This is a genomic window from Nocardioides sp. AN3 (genome assembly GCF_054653495.1).
Genome location: NZ_BAAIGC010000017.1, coordinates 75,716 through 97,213, shown reverse-complemented (window position 1 = coordinate 97,213; position 21,498 = coordinate 75,716). Strand labels below are relative to the sequence as shown.

20 protein-coding genes are annotated in these 21,498 nt (G+C 70.6%); 7 read left to right on the top strand and 13 right to left on the bottom strand.

The window, feature by feature from the left end; all coding sequences use genetic code 11:
• Positions 1-5 precede the first annotated feature (5 nt).
• Positions 6-848 (top strand): hypothetical protein, encoded by an 843-nt coding sequence (locus ACYQ1K_RS18170; protein ID WP_459984660.1) that lies wholly within the window; start codon positions 6-8, stop codon positions 846-848.
• Between the two features lie 26 nt (positions 849-874).
• On the opposite strand, the gene ACYQ1K_RS18165 is transcribed toward ACYQ1K_RS18170, so the two are convergent.
• Entirely contained in the window at positions 875-1,615 is a 741-nt protein-coding gene (locus ACYQ1K_RS18165) for a DUF5995 family protein (RefSeq protein ID WP_459984659.1), read from the bottom strand.
• Positions 1,616-1,706: 91 nt separating this feature from the next.
• Between ACYQ1K_RS18165 and guaA the strand changes: the two genes are divergently transcribed.
• Positions 1,707-3,281: a glutamine-hydrolyzing GMP synthase gene (guaA, locus tag ACYQ1K_RS18160; RefSeq protein WP_459984658.1), complete on the top strand. Its 1,575-nt coding sequence runs from the start codon at positions 1,707-1,709 to the stop codon at positions 3,279-3,281.
• Entirely contained in the window at positions 3,278-4,126 is an 849-nt protein-coding gene (locus ACYQ1K_RS18155; RefSeq protein WP_459984657.1) for a DUF6270 domain-containing protein, read from the top strand. Before guaA ends, ACYQ1K_RS18155 begins: the two co-directional genes overlap by 4 nt.
• Before the next feature lie 191 nt (positions 4,127-4,317).
• Here the strand turns inward: ACYQ1K_RS18155 and ACYQ1K_RS18150 are convergent, their stop codons facing one another.
• Both ACYQ1K_RS18150 and ACYQ1K_RS18145 read right to left on the bottom strand, forming a co-directional pair.
• Positions 4,318-4,461 carry a GPGG-motif small membrane protein gene (locus ACYQ1K_RS18150; protein WP_459984656.1) on the bottom strand — a complete coding sequence of 48 codons (144 nt, stop codon included), beginning with the start codon at positions 4,459-4,461 and terminating at the stop codon, positions 4,318-4,320.
• Between the two features lie 104 nt (positions 4,462-4,565).
• Positions 4,566-5,033, bottom strand: a complete 468-nt coding sequence (locus ACYQ1K_RS18145; protein WP_459984655.1) for a DUF5709 domain-containing protein — start codon at positions 5,031-5,033, stop codon at positions 4,566-4,568.
• A 98-nt stretch (positions 5,034-5,131) separates the two neighbouring features.
• On the opposite strand from ACYQ1K_RS18145, the gene xylB reads away from it, so the two are divergent.
• Genes xylB through ACYQ1K_RS18130 form a run of 3 tightly spaced genes read left to right on the top strand, consistent with a single transcriptional unit; the run spans position 5,132 to position 8,894 of the window.
• Complete coding sequence (gene xylB / locus ACYQ1K_RS18140) at positions 5,132-6,541, top strand: xylulokinase (protein ID WP_459984654.1); 1,410 nt, start codon at positions 5,132-5,134, stop codon at positions 6,539-6,541.
• A complete protein-coding gene (xylA, locus tag ACYQ1K_RS18135) occupies positions 6,538-7,704 on the top strand; it encodes a xylose isomerase (RefSeq protein ID WP_459984653.1) in 1,167 nt (388 codons plus the stop codon). The genes xylB and xylA overlap by 4 nt, the downstream gene beginning before the upstream one ends.
• 17 nt (positions 7,705-7,721) lie before the next feature.
• Positions 7,722-8,894 carry an ROK family protein gene (locus tag ACYQ1K_RS18130; RefSeq protein ID WP_459984652.1) on the top strand — a complete coding sequence of 391 codons (1,173 nt, stop codon included), beginning with the start codon at positions 7,722-7,724 and terminating at the stop codon, positions 8,892-8,894.
• Positions 8,895-8,945: 51 nt separating this feature from the next.
• Here ACYQ1K_RS18130 and ACYQ1K_RS18125 read toward each other — a convergent pair whose 3' ends face one another.
• The 8 genes from ACYQ1K_RS18125 to ACYQ1K_RS18090 form a co-directional block, all read right to left on the bottom strand.
• Positions 8,946-10,181: an ROK family protein gene (locus ACYQ1K_RS18125; protein ID WP_459984651.1), complete on the bottom strand. Its 1,236-nt coding sequence runs from the start codon at positions 10,179-10,181 to the stop codon at positions 8,946-8,948.
• A gap of 34 nt (positions 10,182-10,215) precedes the next feature.
• A complete protein-coding gene (locus tag ACYQ1K_RS18120) occupies positions 10,216-11,511 on the bottom strand; it encodes a sugar ABC transporter permease (RefSeq protein WP_459984650.1) in 1,296 nt (431 codons plus the stop codon).
• Between the two features lie 43 nt (positions 11,512-11,554).
• On the bottom strand, positions 11,555-12,331 hold the full coding sequence (locus tag ACYQ1K_RS18115; RefSeq protein WP_459984649.1) for an ATP-binding cassette domain-containing protein: 777 nt from the start codon (positions 12,329-12,331) through the stop codon (positions 11,555-11,557).
• Positions 12,332-12,464: 133 nt separating this feature from the next.
• Positions 12,465-13,553: a sugar ABC transporter substrate-binding protein gene (locus ACYQ1K_RS18110; protein ID WP_459984673.1), complete on the bottom strand. Its 1,089-nt coding sequence runs from the start codon at positions 13,551-13,553 to the stop codon at positions 12,465-12,467.
• A gap of 250 nt (positions 13,554-13,803) precedes the next feature.
• Entirely contained in the window at positions 13,804-15,945 is a 2,142-nt protein-coding gene (locus ACYQ1K_RS18105) for an MMPL family transporter (RefSeq protein WP_459984645.1), read from the bottom strand.
• Between the two features lie 92 nt (positions 15,946-16,037).
• Entirely contained in the window at positions 16,038-17,069 is a 1,032-nt protein-coding gene (locus tag ACYQ1K_RS18100; RefSeq protein WP_459984640.1) for an LLM class F420-dependent oxidoreductase, read from the bottom strand.
• 49 nt (positions 17,070-17,118) lie between these two features.
• A complete protein-coding gene (locus ACYQ1K_RS18095) occupies positions 17,119-17,628 on the bottom strand; it encodes a DUF6328 family protein (RefSeq protein ID WP_459984637.1) in 510 nt (169 codons plus the stop codon).
• Positions 17,629-17,671: 43 nt separating this feature from the next.
• On the bottom strand, positions 17,672-18,214 hold the full coding sequence (locus ACYQ1K_RS18090) for a YbaK/EbsC family protein (RefSeq protein WP_459984634.1): 543 nt from the start codon (positions 18,212-18,214) through the stop codon (positions 17,672-17,674).
• A 104-nt stretch (positions 18,215-18,318) separates the two neighbouring features.
• Here ACYQ1K_RS18090 and ACYQ1K_RS18085 point away from each other — a divergent pair, with 104 nt between their 5' ends.
• A complete protein-coding gene (locus ACYQ1K_RS18085) occupies positions 18,319-19,155 on the top strand; it encodes a glycerophosphodiester phosphodiesterase family protein (RefSeq protein ID WP_459984632.1) in 837 nt (278 codons plus the stop codon).
• 538 nt (positions 19,156-19,693) lie between these two features.
• On the opposite strand, the gene ACYQ1K_RS18080 is transcribed toward ACYQ1K_RS18085, so the two are convergent.
• Together ACYQ1K_RS18080 and ACYQ1K_RS18075 are read right to left on the bottom strand one after the other, a co-directional pair.
• The gene (locus ACYQ1K_RS18080; protein ID WP_459984630.1) at positions 19,694-20,143 is read right to left on the bottom strand and encodes a hypothetical protein; all 450 of its coding nucleotides are present in this window, start codon (positions 20,141-20,143) and stop codon (positions 19,694-19,696) included.
• Positions 20,140-21,414: a PspC domain-containing protein gene (locus ACYQ1K_RS18075; protein WP_459984628.1), complete on the bottom strand. Its 1,275-nt coding sequence runs from the start codon at positions 21,412-21,414 to the stop codon at positions 20,140-20,142. The genes ACYQ1K_RS18080 and ACYQ1K_RS18075 overlap by 4 nt, the downstream gene beginning before the upstream one ends.
• Between the last annotated feature and the right edge of the window lie 84 nt (positions 21,415-21,498).

Sequence of the window (21,498 nt, the reverse complement as noted above, 5' to 3'; positions counted from 1 at the left end):
GGCCCATGAGCGGCCGGCATCGCTATCCGAGGGACGACCGGGTGCTGCCGTTCACCCGGTGGCTGTCGCTCGTCATCGTCCCGTTCCTGCTCGTCGCCTTCGTGATCCTCTACCTGTTCCCGACCCGCACGGGGCGCCTGTGGGCGTGGCAGATCCCGGCGACGATGACCTCCATGGTGCTGGCCTCCGCCTACCTCGGCGGCGCCTACTTCTTCCTCCGCGTCCAACGGGAGCGCCGATGGCACCGGATCGGGCGGGGATATCCCGCCGTGGCCACCTTCGCCGGCCTGCTCGGCATCGCGACGCTGCTGCACTGGGACCGCTTCCTGCACGACCATCTGGCGTTCTGGCTGTGGGCGGGGCTCTACTTCACGGCTCCCTTCGCTGTCCTCGGCGCCTGGATCGCCAACCGACGCCACGCCATCCGCCCGGGTGCCGACGAGGTCATGCTGCGACCGGGCGAGCGGGCGGCCGTGGTCGTCCTCGGCGTGCTCGCTCTCGGGCAGGGGCTGGTCATGTTCCTCGCCCCGTCGGCGGTCATCGGCCAGTGGCCCTGGCCCCTCACCCCGCTCACCTGCCAGGTGATGGGCGCGGTCTTCTGTCTCGGGTGCGCCGGCATCGGGTCGTGGTGGGACCCGCGATGGAGCTCGGTGCGGCTGATGATCGAGGTGGACCTGCTGATGCTGACGCTCATGCTGGTCGCCGCCGCGCGGGCCCACGACGAGATGATCGCGGGCCGCGCCTACACCTGGCCGCTGCTGGTCGGCTGCGTGCTGACGATCGCCGGGTCGGCGTACCTCTGGGCGAGCCACGAGCTCCATCGACCCCTCCCGGCACCGACCGGTTGAGTCGGGCCGGCGTCAGTCGGGCGGGGTCAGTCGGCTGGCGGCAGGACGACGCCGAAGCCGGCGACGCCCATGCGCAGGAGGACTTGCCCGGGAGCGAGCAGGTCGGCCACGCGCGCGGCGCTGAGCACCTCGAGCTCGGCCAGCCGAGCGGCGTACGCCTCCGAGCCCAGCACCCGCGCTCGCTGCAGCTCCTCGGTGTTGTGCCAGACCTTCAGACGCGCCTCGCGCAGGAAGCGCTTCGACGCGACCCGGTTGAGCGGCTGCAGCACGCGGTCGACCAGCGATCGGGCGCTGAGAGCGGCCAGCTCGTCGTCTTCGGCCGCCACCCGCGACGCGAGCACGCCGTCGATCCGCTCGTGATCGCGACGACGCCGCTGCATCAGCGACGGATCGGTGAAGTCGCTGTCCGAGATGACCGCCAGCAGTGCTTGCGGCAGGTCGTAGTTGACGTGCGCGTTGATCCCCAGGAGCACCCGCCGCAGCGGGGGCAGGGTGCCGGGCGCGGCGAAGGCGAGCCGCCACGGCCGGGACGGCTTGCCGCCGGCCAGATGAGCGTCGAGCGCCTCGAGGTAGAGCTCGGCGAAGGCCACGTCCCAGCGCGCCACCCACTCGGGATCCTCGAAGAGCCCGTCGTCGACGGCCTTCCCGACCGCCCGCGTGGTCCGCTGGTAGGTCCCCAGGAAGTCCCGCAGCGGCTCGGTGTCGGGGGTCAGGGCGTCCAGACGAGACTGCATGACCTCGACGACCTCGGTGACGACGTGCGACATGAGACTCAGTCTCCTCCTGTCGGGCTCTCGTCACCAGCGGTCGCCTCGCACCGATCGGGGCCGGGCGGTGAGGCGCCGATAGACTCCCGCCATGACGGACACGCCCGAGCATGACCTCGTCCTCGTCGTCGACTTCGGAGCGCAGTACGCCCAGCTGATCGCACGACGGGTGCGCGAGGCGCGTGTCTACTCCGAGATCGTCCCGCACTCGATGCCGGTCGAGGAGATGCTCGCCAAGCAGCCGAAGGCGATCATCCTCTCCGGCGGCCCGTCGTCGGTCTACGAGGCCGGCGCGCCCAGCATCGACCCGGCGATCTTCCAGGCCGGGACCGCGGTCTTCGGGATGTGCTACGGGTTCCAGCTCATGGCGCAGGGGCTCGGCGGCACGGTCGCCGCGACCGGCGCGCGGGAGTACGGTCGCACGCCGGTCAGCGTGAGCCACGCCGGCACCCTCCTCGGCGGAGTCCCGACGCGCCACAACGTCTGGATGTCCCACGGCGACTCGGTCACGGCGGCCCCCGCGGGGTTCGAGGTGCTCGCCTCGACCGAGTCCACCCCTGTCGCGGCGTTCGAGAACGTCGCCGCCGGCATGGCGGGCGTGCAGTGGCATCCCGAGGTGCTCCACTCCGAGCACGGTCAGCGCGTGCTGGAGCACTTCCTCTGGGACATCGCCGGGTGCCGTCAGACCTGGACGATCGGCAACATCGCCGAGGAGCAGATCGAGCGCATCCGCGAGCAGATCGGGCCCGACGGCCGGGCGATCTGCGGTCTCTCGGGGGGTGTCGACTCCGCGGTCGCGGCCGCCATCGTCCAGAAGGCGATCGGCGACCGGCTCACCTGCGTGTACGTCGACCACGGGCTGATGCGCAAGGACGAGACCGAGCAGATCGAGCGCGACTTCGTGGCGTCGACGGGCGCGAAGCTGGTCGTCGTCGACGCCGAGAAGCAGTTCCTCGACGCGCTCGCCGGGGTCACCGATCCGGAGACGAAGCGCAAGATCATCGGGCGCGAGTTCATCCGCACCTTCGAGGCGGCCGAGCTCGACATCATCAAGGACGCCCCAGAGGGGACAAAGGTCGGCTTCCTCGTCCAAGGCACCCTCTACCCCGACGTCGTCGAGTCCGGCGGCGGAGCGGGCACCTCCAACATCAAGTCCCACCACAACGTCGGCGGCCTGCCCGAGGACCTCGAGTTCGAGCTGGTCGAGCCGCTGCGCACCCTCTTCAAGGACGAGGTCCGCCTCGTCGGCGAGCAGCTCGGCCTGCCGCCCGAGATCGTCTGGCGCCACCCGTTCCCCGGACCGGGCCTGGGCATCCGGATCATCGGCGAGGTCACGCGGGAGCGGCTCGACATCCTCCGTGAGGCGGACGCGATCGCCCGCGCGGAGCTCACCGCCACGGGTCTCGACCGCGACATCTGGCAGTTCCCGGTCGTCCTGCTGGCCGACGTACGCTCCGTCGGCGTCCAGGGTGACGGCCGCACCTACGGTCACCCGGTCGTGCTGCGTCCGGTGACCTCCGAGGACGCGATGACCGCTGACTGGGCGCGGCTGCCCTACGACGTGCTCGAGCGGATCTCGACCCGCATCACCAACGAGGTCCGGGAGATCAACCGCGTCACCGTCGACATCACGAGCAAGCCGCCGGGCACCATCGAGTGGGAGTGAGCCGGGTCCCGGCGACGGTGGCGGTGCTGGGCAGCTGCATCACCCGGGACAACTTCAACTCGCGCTTCAACCCGTCCTACAAGGACCGGTTCGTCTGCCCGCTGCACCAGAACCAGTCCTCGATCATCGCGCTGATGAGCCCGCCGGTCGACGACGAGTGGGAGCCGCTCGACCCGGCGATGAACGACTACGACCAGTGGAACGTCCGCACCGAGCTGGACCGCTCGTTCCTCGACGAGGTCGTCCTCCTCGACCCGGACCTGCTGATCCTCGACTTCTTCGGCGACATCCACTTCGGCGTGGTGCGGCTGCCGGACGGCCGCTACGTCACCGACAACCGGTGGAAGGTACGGCGCACGACCTGGTATCGCGACCGCGAGGCATCCGGGGAGCTGGAGCGGTTCACGATCTACGCCGACACCGAGGCGTACGTCGCCCTGTGGCAACGCTCCTTCGACGCGCTCATGCGACACCTCCGGAGCCACTTGCCGCAGACCACGATCGTCCTGCACCGCGGTCGCAACACGGGCACGCTCGTCATGCCGGACGGTGAGCGGATCGGACTGCGCGGGAACCGCCGGATGCATCCGTTGCCCGTCAAGCGCTCGAACGCGCTCTGGGCGCGCTTGGACGACTACGCCGCGCGGCAGGTCGACTTCGTCATCGACCTGCGCGGTCTGCGCGCGCCGACGTACGACGACCACGCCTGGGGCCCCTTCTACGTCCACTACCTCCCGGAGTACTACCACCGCTTCCTCGAAGACCTGGCCCGCATCGAGCGTCGCCGGCGCTGGCCGGTGCCGCTCGCCCGTCTGCCACGCGGCCGGGCGCTCAAGCCGCTCTGAGCGCGTCCGGCGACTGATCCGGTTCGCCGGTCGTGGGTACGGGAGAGGTCCGCAACCGACGAGAGGGGCGACATGGCCGAGACCGTCGTCGACGACATCACCTGGGAGAACGCGCTCGCGCGGGAACGCCCCCGGCGATCACCGTGAGGTGCTCGCCGGGGGCGTTCCGGTGGCCAGGCGCGAAGCGCTCGTCACGTGAAGATGCTGACACCACCCGGGCCGACCAGCAGGCCGACGATGATCAGCACGATTCCCCACAGGATCTGCCCACGCACCAGGCTGACGATGCCCGCCACGACCAGGATGACCGCGAGGATCCACAACAGAAACGCCATCGTTCCCTCCAGTGTCCACGTCCCGCGAGGACGCGGGAGCTTGTGGCGCTTCGGTATCCGGCGGGGTCGCCAGACATGCGCCCTGACAGGGGGGTTCGCCGCGCTCAGTCCTCCCAGTCGTCGGGCACGACGTGCATGGCGGCCTCCTCGGCGGAGGCCGCGCCACCGTCGATGCCGACGTCCTCGCCGATCATGTCCTTCTCCTCGTCCTCGCCGAAGCCCCGGTCGGGGTCGACCAGGCGGCCGGCGCGGGCATCGCCGACCTCCCCGTCGTCGAGGTACTCGTCGTCCTCGCGTGCCTCGCCTTCGGCCTGCGCGGCCGCGTAGGGGTCCTCCTCGGGGATCTCCTGGCGCACGCGCTGGTCGATCGTCTCGCGGTGCTCCTCCTCCCACGGGGTGTTGCCGTAGCCCTCGCCGGCGGAGTACTTCTCCGGCGGCGAGTAGCCCGGGTCCAGGTCGTCGTCCGGGTCGCGCGTCGGGTCCGGCGGCGCTCCGCTCGCGGACCCCTCGGCGCCGGGCTGATCCTCCTCGTCGACGCTGTAGTCGCCGTAGGAGTCTCGGTTCTCGGTCATCTCGTCTCTCCCGTCTTCGCCGGTCCTCCCAACGGTCTCCATCCTCCTCCTGCCCATGCCTTGTTGACTTTTGTTCGAGTCTCGTACTTAATGGTGAGGTGACGTTCGTCCTCGGCGTGGACTCCTCCACCCAGTCCACCAAGGCGCTCCTCGTCGACGCTGCCGACGGCACCGTCGTCGAGCAGCGCACGGCCCCGCATCCCTCCGGCACGGAGGTCGACCCCCGCGCCTGGCTGGCCGCGTTCGACGAGGCCGCGGGTCCCCTGCTGGTGCAGGCCGACGCCGTCTCGGTCGGCGGCCAGCAGCACGGCATGGTCGCGCTCGACGCCGAGGGCGTCCCGGTGCGCGACGCACTCCTGTGGAACGACACCCGCTCGGCCCAGCAGGCGCGCGACCTCATCGACGAGCTCGGCGGCGCCCAGGCCTGCGCCGACGTCCTGGGCAGCGTGATGGTGGCCTCGTTCACCGCCAGCAAGCTGCGGTGGGTCCGCGACCACGAGCCCGAGCGTGCGAGCCGTGTCGCCGAAGTCCTCCTGCCCCACGACTATGTCTCCCGACACGCCGCAGCTCCCGGGACGGCCGCCTTCACCGACCGTGGCGACGCCTCCGGCACCGGCTACTTCGCGACGGCCAAGGGCGAGTGGCGTCCCGACCTCGCCGCCAATGCGATCGGCCACGAGGTCGAGCTGCCGCGCCTCGTCGAGCCGGGCTTCGTCGCCGCTGAGACCGCGGCCGGCGTCCCGATCGCCGGCGGCACGGGCGACAACGCGGCCGCGGCGCTCGGCATGGGCCTGGAGGAGGGCGACGTCCTCGTCTCCATCGGCACGTCCGGCGTCGCCTCCACGATCAGCGCCGTGCCGGTCGCCGACGGCAGCGGGTCGATCACCGGCTTCGCCGACGCTGCTCATGGCTTCCTGCCGATGGCGACGACGATCAACGCCGCGCAGATCCTCGACCTGCAGGCCCGCTGGCTCGGCGTCGACCATGACGAGCTCGCGCGGCTCGCGCTCGCCGCGCCCGCCGGAGCGAATGGCGTCACCTTCCTGCCCTACTACGGCGGCGAGCGCACGCCGAACCGGCCCGACGCCACCGGCACCTGGGTGGGCCTTCGGCCCTCGACCACGCGCGAGGACCTCGCCCGCGCCGCGTTCGAGGCGCTGCTCTGCTCGCTGGCCGACGCCGTCGACCTCGTCGTCGGCGCGACGGCTCCGCAGGGAGTCGACACCGTCCCGCGGCGCCTCCTCATGGTCGGGGGAGCGACCAGGTCGGCCGCCGTACGCGCCTTGGCGCCCGCCATCCTCGGCCGCCCGGTCGTGCTGCCGCCGCCGGGGGAGTACGTCGCCCGCGGCGCCGCACGGCAGGCCGCATGGGCGCTGACGGGCTCCTTGCCTCAGTGGCCTCTGGTCGCGACCGAGACGCTCGAGGCTGACCCGACTCCCGGCGTACGCGAGGCGTATGCCGCCCTGCGAGACCACGAAGTTCACACCACAGAGAGGCACCAACGATGAGCATCGAGATCCCTGCACCAACCCCGGAGGACAAGTTCTCCTTCGGTCTGTGGACCGTCGGCTGGCAGGGCGTGGACCCGTTCGGCACGGCCACCCGTCCGCCGATGGACACCGTGCACGCGCTGGAGAAGCTGGCCGCGATCGGCGCCTACGGCGTGAACTTCCACGACGACGACGTCATCCCGTTCGGCAGCGACGACGCCACTCGCGACAAGATCATCGAGCGGTTCAAGAAGGGCCTGGCCGACACCGGCCTGGTCGTCACCACGGCGACCACCAACCTCTTCACCCAGCCGATCTTCAAGGCCGGCGCCTTCAGCAACAACAACCGCGACATCCGGCGCTACGCGATCCGCAAGGTGATGCGCAACGTCGACCTCGCCGCCGAGCTCGGTGCCAAGATCTACGTGGCGTGGGGCGGTCGCGAGGGTGCGGAGTACGGCGCGTCGCAGGACACCCGCGTCGCCCTCGACCGGATGAAGGAGGCCTTCGACATCCTGGGCCAGTACGTCACCGACAAGGGCTACGACCTCAAGTTCGCCATCGAGCCCAAGCCGAACGAGCCCCGCGGCGACATCCTGCTGCCGACCATCGGCCACGCGCTCGCCTTCATCAACCAGCTCGAGCGGCCTGAGCTCGTCGGCGTGAACCCGGAGATCGGGCACGAGGAGATGGCCGGCCTCAACGCCGCAGCGGGCTACGCCCAGGCGCTGTGGGCGGGCAAGCTCTACCACATCGACCTCAATGGCCAGAACGGTCCGAAGTACGACCAGGACCTGCGCTTCGGTGCCGGCAACGTCCGGGGTGCGTTCTGGGTGGTCGACACCCTGCTCGCCGGCGGCTACGACGGCCCGGTCCACTTCGACTACAAGCCCGCGCGCATCGAGGACGAGGACGGTGTGTGGGTCTCCGCCGAGGCGAACATCCGCAACTACCTCATCCTGCGCGAGAAGGTGAAGGCGTTCCGCGCCGACCCGGAGGTCCAGGCCGCGCTCGAGGCCGCCAGGCTCCCCGAGCTCGCTCAGCCGACGCTCGGCGAGGGCGAGGGCTGGGAGCAGCTCCTCGAGTGGCAGCTGCCCGACCCGGAGGTCCTCGGGGCCCAGGGCGCCGCGGTCGAGCGGCTCGACCAGCTCGCGCTCGAGCACCTGTACGGCGTCCGCTGACCACTCCCTTCCCCTCGATGACGACGACCGCCGACCGGCCGGCCTCCACCGAGGGGCTGCGCCGGCGGAACACCTCGATCGTCCTGCGCAGCCTGCGCCAGCTCGGCCCGGCCACCCGGGCCGAGCTGGCGAAGCGGACCGGCCTCGCCAAGGCGACCGTGGGGGTGATCGTCGCAGGGCTGGAGGCGGTCGGCGCTGTGACGGAGACGGAGTCGGTGGTCACGGGACGAGGTCGGCCGGGCACGCCCGTCAGCCTGTCGGGCCGCCGGTTCCTCGGTCTCGGGCTGGAGCTGAACGTCGACTACGTCGCCGTCGCCGTGCTCGACCTGACCGGCGAGGTGCGCCTGAGTGCCACCCGTCCGGCGGCGTCGTCGGGCGACGTCGCCGCCCTCCTCGCTCTGGCTGCGTGGGCCCGCGACCAGGTCGCGGACACGGGTGGGGTGCTCGTCGGGGCCACGGTCGCCGTGCCGGCGCTCGTCCGTGCCGACAACCGGACGATCGACTGGGCGCCCAACATGGACGTCTCCGGCGAAGGCCTCGTGGTCGACGTCGAGGACGTGCTCGGCTGCCCGGTGCGCGTGCTCAACGACGCCAACTGCGCGGCGTACGCCGAGACGCACCACGGCGCCGCCACCGACACGGCACACGCGCTCTATCTCACCGGCACCGTCGGCATCGGCGCCGGCATCGTCGACCGCGGCGAGCTCATGCGCGGCGCCGTCGGCTTCGCCGGCGAGGTCGGCCACATGCCCATCGGAGACTCCACCGCCCAGTGCGGATGCGGCCGACGTGGATGCTGGGAGGCCTCGGTGGGTCTCCATGCGGTGCTCGCCAAGGTCGGCATGCCCGAGCTCGAGACGCCGATGTCCACGGCCGCCGCGGTCGCGTCCAAGGCTGCGTCCGATGCCGGCGTCGCCGCTGCTCTGGACGCCGTCGGACGGGATGTCGGCCTCGGCCTGGCCATGCTCGCCCTCGTGCTCGATCCTGCGGTGATCGTCCTCGGGGGCTACTTCGTGCCCCTCGGCGATCTCATCCTGGCTCCCGCGCGGGCTGCGTTGGATGCGCGACTGGCCTCGGCTCAGCACCGGCCCGAGCTGCGGCTCTCCGCTCTGGGCATCGAGGCCGCTGCCATCGGAGCGGCTGAGCAGTCCTTCACCGACGTCTTCTCGGGGCAGCTCGAGCTCGTCTGAGTGTCGGGGGTGCCGGTGCCGCGGGATCGGGGCGCTGGGCGCCGCCCGGCCTCACCCCGCGAGCCGGGCCGGCACGTCGAGGAGCGCCTGGCCGATCGAGGCGACCGGGTCGACGAGGAGCGGCTCGAGCGCCGCCTCTGCGGCGCCGAGCAGGACGGCGTCGCCGCCCAGCGCCGGGACGGTCACGGTGACGGACTCGACGGCCGCCGCGAGCGCCGCACCGGCGAGGCCGGTCGCGATCTCCTCGCGCAGGAGTGGGTAGAGCGAGGTGAAGTAGCCTCCCAGCACCACGAGCTGAGGGTTGAAGGCGTTGACGATGGACGCGAGACCGCGGCCGATGTCGGTGCCGATGGTGCGCAGCTCGCGGGTGGCGGAGGTCAGCGACTCCAGATGCTCGGGGAGCTGCGCGACCTTCGCAGGCGCCAGGCCGATCGCCGTGGCGATGGCGTGTCCGCCGACCGCGGTCTCCCAGCAGCCGACACTGCCGCAGTGGCAGGGGAGCCCGGCGGGGTCGAAGCGGAGGTGGCCGACCTCGCCGGCGTACCCGCCGACGCCCTCGAGGGGGTGGCCGCCCGCGATGATGCCCGCGCCGACGCCGACCTCGCCGGAGATGAAGACGAGGTCGTCGATCCCCACGCCGCTGCCCCGCTCGTGCTCAGCGAGCGCGCCGAGATCCGCGTCGTTGGCGACGACGATCGGGATGTCGACGCCGAGCGCGGCGAGCACGACGGAGCTGAACGAGACGTCGTGCCACTCCAGGTTGGGGGCGAGCCGGATGAGCCCGTCGCTGCGTCGGACCAGACCCGGCACCGAGATGCCGATGCCCACCAGGGGAGCGGTCGCCGGCGCGTCGGCGACGACCTGGCGGATCAGCGTCGCCACCGCGGCGCCGACCTGCCACGCCTCACCGAGCCCGCCGGTCGTGGCGTGCGCCCGCTGCTGGATGCAGCCCCCCAGGCCGACCCGTGCGACCTTGGTGCGATCGACATTGAGGTCGACCGCGATGACGTAGGGGCCCGTCTCCGCGAGCCGGACACCGGTCGAGGGACGTCCGGCGCCCTGTCGCTCTCCCGGCTCCTGGGCGGGGCCGGTCTGCTCGGTGATCCCGAGCGTCTCCAGCTCCCGGGTGAGCGCGGCGATCGTGGACCGGTTCAGGCCCATCCGGCGGGTCAGCTCCGCACGGGGGAGCTGACCCGCCCGGTGCACGTGCCGGAGCACGGTCCCGAGGTTGTGACGCCGGACTGCCTCCTGGTTGGTGCCTGTCCCGACCCGCCGCGGCGCGCGCATGATGGACCGCCCTCCGGTGTTCGTCCCCGGATCCTCAGACGCCGGATGCCGACCGGCGGCGACGCGAGATGGCGTCGACGCTTGCGGCGAGCAGCAGCACGCCACCGGTGACGAGGAAGTTGATGTAGGCCGCCTGGTTGAGCAGACCCAGGCCGTTCGCGATGGTCGCGATCACCACGCCACCGATGACCGCGTCGATCGCACGGCCACGACCGCCGAACAGCGAGGTGCCACCGATGACGGCGGCCGCGACGGCGTAGAGCAGCGTGTTGCCGCCACCTGAGGAGGGCGAGACCTTGCCGGCGTACGACGCGGCCATGATGCCGCTGACGGCTGCCATCGACGACGCGATCATGAACGCGCTGATCTTCATGAGACCCACATTGATGCCGGCGCGGCGTGCGGCCTCGGCGTTGCCGCCGACGGCGTACAGGTGCCTGCCGTAGGAGGTGCGGCCCAGGATGAAGGTCCAGAAGATCAGCAGCACCGCGACGACCGGCAGGACCCACGGGATGCCCTCGATCGGGAAGACGGGGTTCAGCGAGCGGTTGGCGTTCAGCAGCGCGGTGACGCCCAGGATGATGACGGCGAAGACGATGATCTTGATGACGACGAGCACCAGCGGGTCGTGAGCCAGGTTCTTGGCCACCTGGATGCGGTGACGGTTGAGCGAGATCGCGGCGAACACGACGACGAGCAGGATCGCCAGGATCCACCCCAGGGTGACCGGGACGTTCTTGATGGTCATGCCGCGGATCACGTTGTCGTCGATGCTGATCGCCCCGCCCTGCCCGATGAGCTTGAGGATGACTCCCTGGAGGGCCAGGAAGAACGCCAGGGTGACCACGAAGGACGGGATGCCCAGCTTCGAGACGAGGATGCCGATCATCAAGCCGATCACGGTGCCGGCCAGGATGCCGATGATCACGCCGAAGTACCACGGCTGACCGTGGTTGGTCATCATCAGGCCGGTGATCGACGCCGCGACACCTCCCGCGACACCGGCGGACAGGTCGATCTCGCCGAGCAGCAGGACGAAGACGAGGCCCATCGCCAGCACGCAGATGGAGCCCGACTGGGTGATCAGGTTCGCGAGGTTCAGCGTCGAGAGGAACTTGTCGTTGGCGAAGCTGAAGACGATGAACAGCACGACGAGGCCGAGGATGGCGGGCAACGAGCCGATGTCGCCGGCGCGGACGCGGTTCCAGTACTCCTGCATCGCGTCGCGCAGCGTGGCGACCTGTCGGTTGTCGGCGGCGAAGTCGCTGTCGGCGACGCGGCGGCCGGCCGGCGGCGGTGTGGGCGTCTTGTCGTTGGAGTCGACGGTCATGGGAGGTCTCCTGCGTGTGTCGCGGGTGGTCGGACGGCGTCGGTCAGACGGAGGCGGTCTCGGGGTTGTCGGTGATGCCGAGGCTGCCGGACCGGCCGGCCGTGATGAGCTCGACCACCTGCTGGTGGGTGACGTCCTTGGCCGGGACGTCGGCCGCGACCCGACCGAGGTAGAGCGCGGTGATGCGGTCGGCGACCTCGAAGACGTCGCCCATGTTGTGCGAGATGAGCACGACGCCGAGGCCGTGGTCGGCCAGCCGGCGGACGAGGTCGAGGACCTGCCGCGTCTGGGCGACGCCGAGCGCCGCGGTCGGCTCGTCGAGGAGCACGATCTTGGAGTTCCAGAGCACGGCCTTGGCGATGGCGACCGTCTGGCGCTGGCCGCCCGAGAGGCTGGCCACGCTCTGGCGGACCGACTTCACCGTGCGCACCGACAGCGACGCGAGGGTCTCGCGGGCACGCGACTCCATCGTCACCTCGTCGAGCGCGATGCCCTTCTTGGTCTCGCGGCCGAGGAACATGTTCTCGACGATGTCGAGGTTGTCGCACAGCGCGAGGTCCTGGTAGACGATCTCGACCCCCAGGGCGGCCACGTCGCGGGGACTGTGCACCGCGACCGGCTTCCCGTCGAACAGGTACTCGCCGCTGTCGCGGCCGTAGATGCCCGCGATGATCTTCACGAGCGTGGACTTGCCGGCGCCGTTGTCACCGACGAGGGCGGTGACCTGACCGGGGTAGACGGCGAAGTCGACGTCGTGGAGGACGTGGACCACACCGAAGCTCTTGTTGACACCGCGGAGCTCGAGCAGCGGCTGCGTCATGGGAGACCTCTTCGACAGTTTGTGAATGAAAGCTTTACGTTGTTCGGGACAACGAATACATCCCGAACGGGCGGGGCACCCGGGCCGCCGTCGCCGACGGCCCGGGTGCGTGCTCCCGCGAGAGGGTGCCGGATCAGGAGATGCCGGCGGCGCTGCACGCCTGGGCGTACTTGCCCGCGCAGACGTCGGAGGCCTTCTGGCCACCGTCGGCGATGACGTCCTTGACGTTGTCCTTGGTGATGGCCTTCGGGTCGAGGAGGATCGAGGGGACCTCACGGCCGCTGGTCGAGTCCTTCGTCGTGCCGGTGGTCTGAGCCTTCTGGCCCTTGGTGAGCGCGATGGCGGCGTCAGCCAGCGCGCCGGCCTCCTCCTTGGCGGACTTGTAGACCGTCATGCACTGCTTGCCGGCGAGGATGTTCTGCAGGCCCGCAACGGTGGCGTCCTGACCGGTGACCGGGACCTTGCCTGCGCGGCCGTTCTTCTCGAGGATCGAGATGGCAGCGCCGCCGAGGCCGTCGTTCGCCGCGAGGACGCCGTCGACCTTGCCGCTGGCCGCGGTGTAGAGCTGCTCGAAGATCGTGACGGCCTTGTCGTTGTCCCAGTCCGGGACGGCCTGCTCGCCGACGTTCTTGTAGCTGGAGATCTTGTCGAGCACGCTGTGGGCACCCTGCGCGAAGAGGGTGGCGTTGTTGTCGGTCGGTGAGCCGTTGAGGTAGATGATGTTCTTGTTGCCGCTGCCCAGGCAGGTCGCCAGGCCCTGGCCCTGCAGCTCGCCGACCTTGGTGTTGTCGAACGAGACGTAGTAGTCGGCGGAGCCGCCGAGGGTGAGCCGGTCGTAGTCGATCGTCTTGACGCCCTGCGCGGCGGCCTTCTGCTCGATGGCCTTGCCCGAGGCGGAGTCGAGGTTGACGATCGCGAGGACGGTCACGCCCGAGGTGATCATGCTGTCGGCGATCTGCGTCATCTTGTCGGCGTCGCCCTGGGCGTTCTGGATCTCGTACGGCACGCCGGCCGCCTTGAACGCGGCTGACAGCGCGGGACGGTCGGCCGTCTCCCAGCGCACCGAGGACACGGTGTCGGGGAGGATGACGCCGACCTTGCCGGCCTTCGACGACGAGCTGCTGCCGCCACTGCCGCCGCTCGAGCTGTTGTTGTCGCTGGAGCCACAGGCGCTCAGCGAAAGAGCGGCACCGAGGGCGCCGACGAGAACCAAGCTGTGCATTCGCTTCACGCGAACCGCCTCCTTGCGGGTTGGGCCCACCTGTGACTTGCGGAGCTCCGCCTGGCGACGGAGGAGGATCACAGTGGGGTCCGTTTGTTGTCCGCGGCAACATATCGAGTGATGGCGGTCACGTCTAGTGCTCACGGGCGGAGGTGTCCAAATTGTTAAGCACACGTGACGAGGCCCGGAACCAGAGCGGTTCCGGGCCTCGTCACGGCAGCGCCCCGATCGTGCGCTCGCGCACCCTGCGTCAGACGGTCTCGCGCGCCGCCTCCGGTTCCGGGATGACAGCCGGAGACCGGTCGAGCCGGCTCGGCCACCAGATCGTGCCGCCGAGGTCGAGGTTGATCGCGGTGACCAGCACTGAGCGGACGATCAGGGTGTCGAGGAGGACGCCCAGAGCGACCGCGGTCGCCAGCTCCGCCAGGAAGACGACCGGCAGCGTCCCGAGCACCGCGAAGGTCGCGGCGAGCACCAGGCCGGCCGAGGTGATGACGCCGCCGGTCGAGGCGAGTGCCACCAGAGAGCCCCTGCGGGTCCCCTTCGTCGCGGTCTCCTCGCGGACGCGGGACATCAGGAAGATGTTGTAGTCGATGCCGAGCGCGACGAGGAAGACGAAGACGAACAGCGGGAACGAGGAGTCCGCCATGTCGTAGCCGTAGACGAAGCGGAAGATCATCGTCGAGATCCCGAGTGCGGCGCCGTAGGAGAGCACGACGGTCAGGATCAGGATCACCGGCGACAGCACCGCCCGCAGGAGCACCAGCAGGATGAGCAGCACGACCAGCAGGATCAGCGGGACGATCACGAGGTTGTCGTGGTGCGACGCGGTGGCCGTGTCCAGGAAGATCGCGGCCGACCCGCCCACGAGGGCGTCGGCACCCGGCACCTGATGGACAGCTGCGCGGACGGCCTTGACCTGGTCGGCGGCGTTCGGGCTGGCCGGCTCGTAGGGTTGCGTGACCTCGATGTACTTCACGCCACCGACTGCCGGAATCTGCGTGTTGACCGCACCGACCCCGGGCACGGTCTTGATGGCGGCGGCGACCGCCTCGGAGGAGGAGTCGTTCGTCACGACCTGGATCGGCGTCGAGCTGTCCACCAGGCCGTGGTTGACGAGCAGCCGCTGGCCGAGGGTCGAGTCCGTCGTCTTGGTGAACTGGTCGGCGGTCGGGATGTTGCCCGTGTTCAGCCCGAGGATGCCCAGACAGGCGACGGCGAGGATGGCGGCGGTGATCGTCCAGACCCGACGTGGGTGCGGGGCGATCCGGTTGCCGATCTTCGCCCAGAAGCCGTTCGACGTCGGCTCCACCGAGCCGTACGTCGGCCGGGCCGGCCAGAACGCCCAGCGCCCGACGATGACGAGCAGGGCCGGGAGCAGCGTCAGCATGACCACCAACGTGACGACGACGCCGATCGCCGCGACCGGACCCAGACCGGCGGTCGAGTTCATCTCGGCGACCAGCAGCACGAGCATGCCGACGGCGACCGTCGACGCGCTCGCGATGATGGCGGGAGCGGCCCGATGCAGGGCGAACGCCATGGCCTCGTGGCGGTCCTCGTGCCGTCTCAGCTCCTCGCGGTAGCGAGCCACCAGGAGCAGGGCGTAGTCCGTGCCGGCACCGATGACGAGCACGCTCAGGATCGCCTGGCTCTGGGCGTTGACCGTGAGGTCGGCGTACTTGGCGAGGAAGTAGATGATCGCCTCGGCCGTGAAGAGCGCGACCACCGCCGAGAAGATGGGCAGCGCCCACAGGATCGGGCTGCGGTAGGTGAAGAGCAGGATGACGATCACGATGCCGAGCGCGGCGAAGAGCAGCGTGCCGTCGATGCCGGCGAACGCGTCGGCCGAGTCAGCAGCCTGGCCACCCGGTCCCGCCAGGTGCACGTCGACGCCGTTGATCGAGGCGATCTGGCGGAGCTTGTCCGCGACGGGCGGCAGCTTGTTCCAGCCGTCCGAGCCGAGGTTGAACGTGACCACCGACGTGGCCACCGTCCCGTCGGAGGAGACCAGTCCCTGCTGCTGGCCAGTCGCCGCGTCCGTGGGGAACGCGACCGTGGGCGCGCCGTTCTTGCCCGGGACGACCCCGTCGATGGAGCCGATCTGGCTCGCCTGGTCCTTGATGGCGGTGAAGTCGGCGTCGGTCAGCCCACCGGCACGGTGGTAGACGACGACGGTCGGAATGTCGTTCTGGCTCTGGAAGGGGGCGAGCTTGTTGAGGGCCTTCGTGGACTCGGCGGTGCTCGGGAGCCACGACGAGGCCTCGTTGTTCTGCACGTCGGTCAGCTTCATCGCGAAGCCGGCGGCGACGACGACGATCAGCAGCCAGGCGGCAAGCACCAGCCACTTCGAGAGGGGGCCGGTGAGTTTCCCGGCAACGGCAAGATGCATGCGTCCACTCCAGCACTTTTTACGTTTCGGTGGCACCAGGGTTTTCCCTGACCTACCTCCGACGCCGCCGCCGGGGTAGGTGTGACAGCAGACTAGGAGATCCACTCCTTGACCTGCTCGACGATCGCCGCCGGGTTCTCGCCCAGGGGGAGGATCTGCAGCGAGGTCACGCCGGCCTCCTTGAAGGCCGCGATCCGCTCCTTGACGTACGACGCCGGCCCGACCAGGTTGGCCTTGTCGAGCCACTCGAGGGGGACCTTGGCCTCCGCGTCGCGCTTGTTGCCGCCGAGGTAGAGGCTCTGGATCTCCTCCGCCTCCTGCTCGAAGCCGTAGTCGCGGGCCAGCTGGTTGTAGAAGTTCTTCCCGCGCGCGCCCATCCCGCCGACATAGAGGGCGTACGTCGGCCTGGCGAAGTCGAGCATGCCCTTGACGTCGTCCCCGATCGCGACGATCCCGCCGGCGCTGATCTCGAGGGGCTTCAGGTCGGGGCTCCGCTTGGCCGCGCCGCGTGCCAGGGCCGCGCCCCAGACGTCGTTCGCCTTCTCCGGCAGGAACAGGAACGGCAGCCAGCCGTCGGCGATCTCCGCGGTCATCGCGACGTTGTTCCCGCCCAGCGCGGCGACGTAGAGCGGGAGGTCGGCCCGCTCGGGCTTGTTGAGCAGCTTCAGCGGCTTGCCGAGGCCCAGCCCTTGGTCGGCCGGCAGCGGCAGGGTGAAGACCTTCCCGTCGTAGGCCAGCGTCTCGCGCCGCAGTCCCATCCGCAGGATCTCGATCAGCTCGCGGGTGCGCGCCAGCGGCTTGTCGTAGGGCACGCCGTGGAACCCCTCGATCACCTGCGGCCCGCTCGCCCCGAGACCGAGGATCGCGCGCCCCTGCGACACGTTGTCCAGTCCGGCGGCGGTCTGCAGCAGGGTGCCCGGAGTGCGGCTGTAGATGTTGAGGATCCCGGCGCCGATCTGGACCGTCTCGGTCTTAGCGGCCAAGTAGCCCATCAGGCTCACCGCGTCGAAGCCGTAGGGCTCGGCGACCCAGACCTGGTCGAGGCCGGCCTTCTCGAGCGCGGCCACCTGGTCGGCCGTCTCACGCGGGTTGCCGGCGTAGGTCAGAGGCATCGAGAGCAACATGAGCCCGAACCTACTGGCTGGTCACCTGCCGCCGCACGGCCTGGGTGCCTCAGACGTCGCCGGCGAGGTCGCCGGTTCGGCGCAGCCGTCCCGGCACGGCGAGGAGCAGGAGGCCGAGGACCAGCGCCACGGCCGTTCCGGCGACGAACGCCCCGGACCGTCCGACAACGAGATCGAAGACGAACACGGTGATGCCGACGAGCGTCAGCGCCAGCAGCAGGAGCACCGCCCGCACCACCCGGCGACCCATGGCCACGACACGGTCCTTCACATGGCGGCCCGTGAGCCGCTGATGGGTGGCCACGGCAGTCATGACCAGAGCGGTCGTGACCACGGCGAGGGTGACCAGGACCAGGTAGAGCGTTCGGCCGAACTGGTCGAGCTGCTTGAAGGTGCTCTGGAAGGGCAGCGTCAGGAGGAAGCCGGAGAGGAGCTGAGCACCGGTCTGCATGACACGCAGCTCTTGCAGGATGTCGGTCCACAGCCGGTCCATCTTCTGCGCGCGCGTCTCACCTCGGCCCTGCGTGCCCGACGGGCAGGCCACCTCTTCCTTCCGCATGACCTGGTCGGTACCCGCGGACGGCGAGAAACACCTCGCGACCTCAGCTGGCCAGCCCGTCGACGACCTCCGCGCGGGGCAGCTCGGTGAGAAGCCGCCCGGGGAGCAGCAGCTTCGAGCGGCGTACGCCGGACCCGATGACGGCGACCTCGATCTCAGCCGCCCGCGCGTCGACCAGCAGCCGCCACGGCGAAGGGAGACCGAGGGGCGTGATGCCGCCGTACTCCATCCCCGACTCCGCCGTGGCCCGGTCCATGGGCAGGAACGACGCCTTGCGCACGTCGAGCAGCCGCTTCACGGCGTTGTTCACGTCGAGCCGGGTGTCCGCCCGCACCAGGCAGGCGGCGATCCGCTCCTCACCGCCGCGGCGGCCGGAGACCAGGATGCAGTTGGCGCCCGTCTCGAGCGACAGTCCGTAGGCCTCGCTCATGGCCGCCGTGTCAGCGATGGCCGGATCGATCTCGACGACGGCCACCTCGTCGGCGTGCGGCCACGTGGCCAGCACCTCGGCGACCGGGGGTGCCACGAGCTCGGGATGGTCGGCGACGGGAAGGGACGTGAGGGAGGAGAGTGACGGGAGGCTCACGCCTCGCATTCTGGCCGATCCGCGCTCAAGGCTTGCCGCAAGCGTCACCCGCGGTTCAGGTCAGGGGGGTCGACTGGTCACTCGGGATGTCGACCTTGTCCTCCATGAGCCCTCTCATCATCGGCCACCGTGGCGCCCCGAGCCACCTGCCGGAGAACACGCTCGCGTCCTTCCGCCTCGCGGTCCGCCTCGGCGCCGACGCGCTCGAGGCCGACCTCGTCATGACCCGTGACGGCATCCTCGTGGTCAGTCACGACCCCGAGCTCAGCCGGACGACCGATGCGCCCTTCCGTCCGGAGTTCGCCGACCGGCGCACGCGCAAGGTGATCGACGGACGGCTCATGGAGGGCTGGTTCGTGGACGACTTCACCCTGGCGGAGCTCCGCAGCCTCAACGCTCCCGCGCTCGGCGACCGGATCCCGACCTTCGACGAGCTGCTGCTGCTCGTCGCCGACGAGTCGGCCCGACGCGGACGGCGCCTCGGCCTCCACGTGGAGGTCAAGCACCCCTCCTACTTCGCCTCCGTCGGGCTCCCGATGGCGGCCAAGGTGCTCGGCACCCTCCGCGACCACGGTGTCGACGCGCCGGGCAAGCGGCTGTGGCTGCAGTCGTTCGACGACTCGTTCCTGCGCGGTGTCTCGCCGATGACCGCCCTGCCGCTGGTGCAGCTCGTCGACGTCGGCGCCCGGTTCAGCTGCGACGGCATCGCCGCCTACGCCGACGCGATCGGCCCCGCTCGCTCGATGGTCCTGCGGGGCGACGTCACCCCGACGGGCCTCGTCGCCGAGGCCCGCCGGGCCGGGTTGCAGGTCTTCGTGTGGACGCTGCGAGGGACGGTCCAACAGGCGAGGGCGTTCCTCGACGCCGGGGTCGACGGCGTGTTCAGCGACGACGCCTCCGTCGCCCTCGAGGCCCGGGCGATGCTGGCTCCGACCGCCTGAGGATCGGCGTCGGAGTTCTGTGGACTGGGTCTGGGGGCTGGGTCCCTGGGCTGGGTCTGGGGGCTGGGTCTGGGGGCTGGGTCTGGGGGCTGGGTCTGTCGGGTGAGTCCGTGGGTGAGGTGTGGGCCGGGGTTCGGGAGCGGTGACGGTGAGCCTCGGCGGTGAGCCCCGGCGGTGAGCCCCGGCGGTGAGCGGCGGCGGTGAGCCCCGGCGGTGAGCGGCGGTGAGCCCCCGCGGTGAGCGGTCAACGATGCGGCGGCGCGGTGAGCGGCAGCGAGAGCGAGAGCGACGATTTCGTGATGGCCGAGGGATGCTGCGCGATCTTCGCTGGCTGAGCGCTCGGCTCACCGCCTCCGGGAACGCGCAACGCTGAAGAGGCGCTGCCACTTCGTGAAAACCTTCACAGAGTGGCAGCGCCTCTTCAGTCTCGTGTGAGCAGGCTGACCAGGGGGTCGCGCACGGTTGGGTGCGGGGCTCGCTGGGGCATAGAGGGGCAGGACCGCCGCAGGCTGGACCGCGGACCTGACTCGACGCGGCATCACCGACGCACGCCATGCCGGCGAGCGCTCGAGATGGCCACGGCGCCGAGGCCGACCGCGCCGGCCACCAGCCACGGGATCGGCAGCAGCCATCGGATGTCGTCGCCGGTGACGACGTCGGCCTGCACGAGCGCCCACGCGGCTGCGAAGCACAGGAAGGCGAGTCCCATCACCAGGTGGCCGATGTTGACCGCGTGGCGGCCGGACCCGATTCCCGTGTCGACGGGCTCGTCGTAGGGCTGCCGGTCGTAGGGCTGCCGGTCGTAGGGCTGCGCGCCGTACGGCTGCCCGGCGTACCGGTGCTCGCCTAGGGACTGCTCGCCTAGGGACTGTTCGCCTAGGGACTGCTCGCCTAGGGACTGCTCGCCTAGGGACTGCTCGGCCGGGCTGTGGTCGGCCTGCGTCTGCTCGGTCCCACGGGGCTCCGTGCCCTCGGTGTGCTCGCTCATCGGTTCCCCCGTGGCTGGTACTGGTCCTCGTCGAGGACCTCGATGGCGCCGACGCCGACGTGGGCCTCGACCTGGATCGTGGGCTGCCCCTCGGCGGCCGACTGGTGGGCGGAGTAGTCGACGCCGACGCCCCCGTTGTCGCCGCTGTCGAGGACTCGCACGTTGCCGACGCCCGCGCGCGCGGTGACGCCGAGGCCCCAGTCCTTCGGGACGACGACCGTGATCTTGCCCGCGCCGCCCTTGACGTTGATCGTCCGACCGTCGAGGTGAGTCGGATCGCTGACGTGGGACAGGTCGAGAACCAGCTCGCCGGCGTCGATCTTGTAGGAGTCGTGGACCTCCGCGGCCGTGCGCGGCGTCGCGTGGATGCGGTGCTCGGCACCGGAGTACTGCTGGTCGGCCACACTGACGACGAGGGCCAGGGTCGAGAGCAGACCGACGAGGATCAGTCCGCCGGCGCGCCCCCAGAAGGCGCCGAGGACGAGCATGACGCCGGTGATGCCCACGGCCAGCGCCGAGTAGGCGCTGCCGGGGATCGAGGCGCCGGCGGCGTCGATGATCCCGAGGGCGCCCTCGAGGAGCGCGATGAGCGCCAGGGTGAACCAGAAGAGGATGGGCCCCCGCTTGCGTGGGTTCGGGGGCGCAGGCGCCCAGCCCGGTCCGGCGGGCGTCGGGCTCCACGGGGGCGCGGGTGGCCCGGCGTACGGCGCGGCGTCAGTCACCTGGGTCATCGGCTGGCCAGCCGCCGGGCCAGCCGCCGGGCCAGCCGCTGGAGCCGCCGGGCCTGAGCCGTAGCTCTGCGTGCGTGCGGGGCTCGGACGGAGGAGGTTGGTGCGGCTGCCGATGAAGAGCACGATCACGAGCAGGATCGCCAGCGGCCAGGGGAAGTGGAAGCTCCCGAGCGTGTCACCGAGCAGCACGAGCAGCGCGACGGCGCCGACACAGTAGAGCACGACGGAACGCGTGCGGCCGTCCAAGGTGATCGTGGACCGCCCGGTGCCCTCCTCGGGGATGAGGAGCCAACCGGCGACGTACAGAAGGAGGCCGGCGCCGCCGAAGAAGGTGAGGACGACGAGGACCACGCGGACGACGACCGGGTCGATGTCGAAGTGACGGGCGAGGCCACCCGCGACGCCGCCGAGATAGCGGCCTTCGGGGCTGGCCTTGACCGTCCTGACGAGCCGGCCGAGGTCGCGCGCCTCGTCGCCGTCGATGCGGGGACCGGGATCGGCGGCCCGGGGGGCCGGCGGAGGTGTGTCGGTGGAGCTCATGACAGCAAATCTGCCGCCCGATCCGCGCGGTCACCATCGGGGACTGCCCTGATTCGGTCACCGCCGACCGGGGTGGCCCTCAGG

Bases quoted from the DNA above. Each gene is read 5' to 3' on its own strand.
- ACYQ1K_RS18170 (WP_459984660.1), top strand. From the start codon at position 6: ATGAGCGGCCGGCATCGCTATCCGAGGGACGACCGGGTGCTGCCGTTC.
- ACYQ1K_RS18165 (WP_459984659.1), bottom strand. From the start codon at position 1,615: ATGTCGCACGTCGTCACCGAGGTCGTCGAGGTCATGCAGTCTCGTCTG.
- guaA (WP_459984658.1), top strand. From the start codon at position 1,707: ATGACGGACACGCCCGAGCATGACCTCGTCCTCGTCGTCGACTTCGGA.
- ACYQ1K_RS18150 (WP_459984656.1), bottom strand. From the start codon at position 4,461: ATGGCGTTTCTGTTGTGGATCCTCGCGGTCATCCTGGTCGTGGCGGGC.
- ACYQ1K_RS18145 (WP_459984655.1), bottom strand. From the start codon at position 5,033: ATGACCGAGAACCGAGACTCCTACGGCGACTACAGCGTCGACGAGGAG.
- xylA (WP_459984653.1), top strand. From the start codon at position 6,538: ATGAGCATCGAGATCCCTGCACCAACCCCGGAGGACAAGTTCTCCTTC.
- ACYQ1K_RS18130 (WP_459984652.1), top strand. From the start codon at position 7,722: ATGACGACGACCGCCGACCGGCCGGCCTCCACCGAGGGGCTGCGCCGG.
- ACYQ1K_RS18125 (WP_459984651.1), bottom strand. From the start codon at position 10,181: ATGCGCGCGCCGCGGCGGGTCGGGACAGGCACCAACCAGGAGGCAGTC.
- ACYQ1K_RS18120 (WP_459984650.1), bottom strand. From the start codon at position 11,511: ATGACCGTCGACTCCAACGACAAGACGCCCACACCGCCGCCGGCCGGC.
- ACYQ1K_RS18115 (WP_459984649.1), bottom strand. From the start codon at position 12,331: ATGACGCAGCCGCTGCTCGAGCTCCGCGGTGTCAACAAGAGCTTCGGT.
- ACYQ1K_RS18110 (WP_459984673.1), bottom strand. From the start codon at position 13,553: ATGCACAGCTTGGTTCTCGTCGGCGCCCTCGGTGCCGCTCTTTCGCTG.
- ACYQ1K_RS18105 (WP_459984645.1), bottom strand. From the start codon at position 15,945: ATGCATCTTGCCGTTGCCGGGAAACTCACCGGCCCCCTCTCGAAGTGG.
- ACYQ1K_RS18100 (WP_459984640.1), bottom strand. From the start codon at position 17,069: ATGTTGCTCTCGATGCCTCTGACCTACGCCGGCAACCCGCGTGAGACG.
- ACYQ1K_RS18095 (WP_459984637.1), bottom strand. From the start codon at position 17,628: ATGCGGAAGGAAGAGGTGGCCTGCCCGTCGGGCACGCAGGGCCGAGGT.
- ACYQ1K_RS18085 (WP_459984632.1), top strand. From the start codon at position 18,319: ATGAGCCCTCTCATCATCGGCCACCGTGGCGCCCCGAGCCACCTGCCG.
- ACYQ1K_RS18080 (WP_459984630.1), bottom strand. From the start codon at position 20,143: ATGAGCGAGCACACCGAGGGCACGGAGCCCCGTGGGACCGAGCAGACG.
- ACYQ1K_RS18075 (WP_459984628.1), bottom strand. From the start codon at position 21,414: ATGAGCTCCACCGACACACCTCCGCCGGCCCCCCGGGCCGCCGATCCC.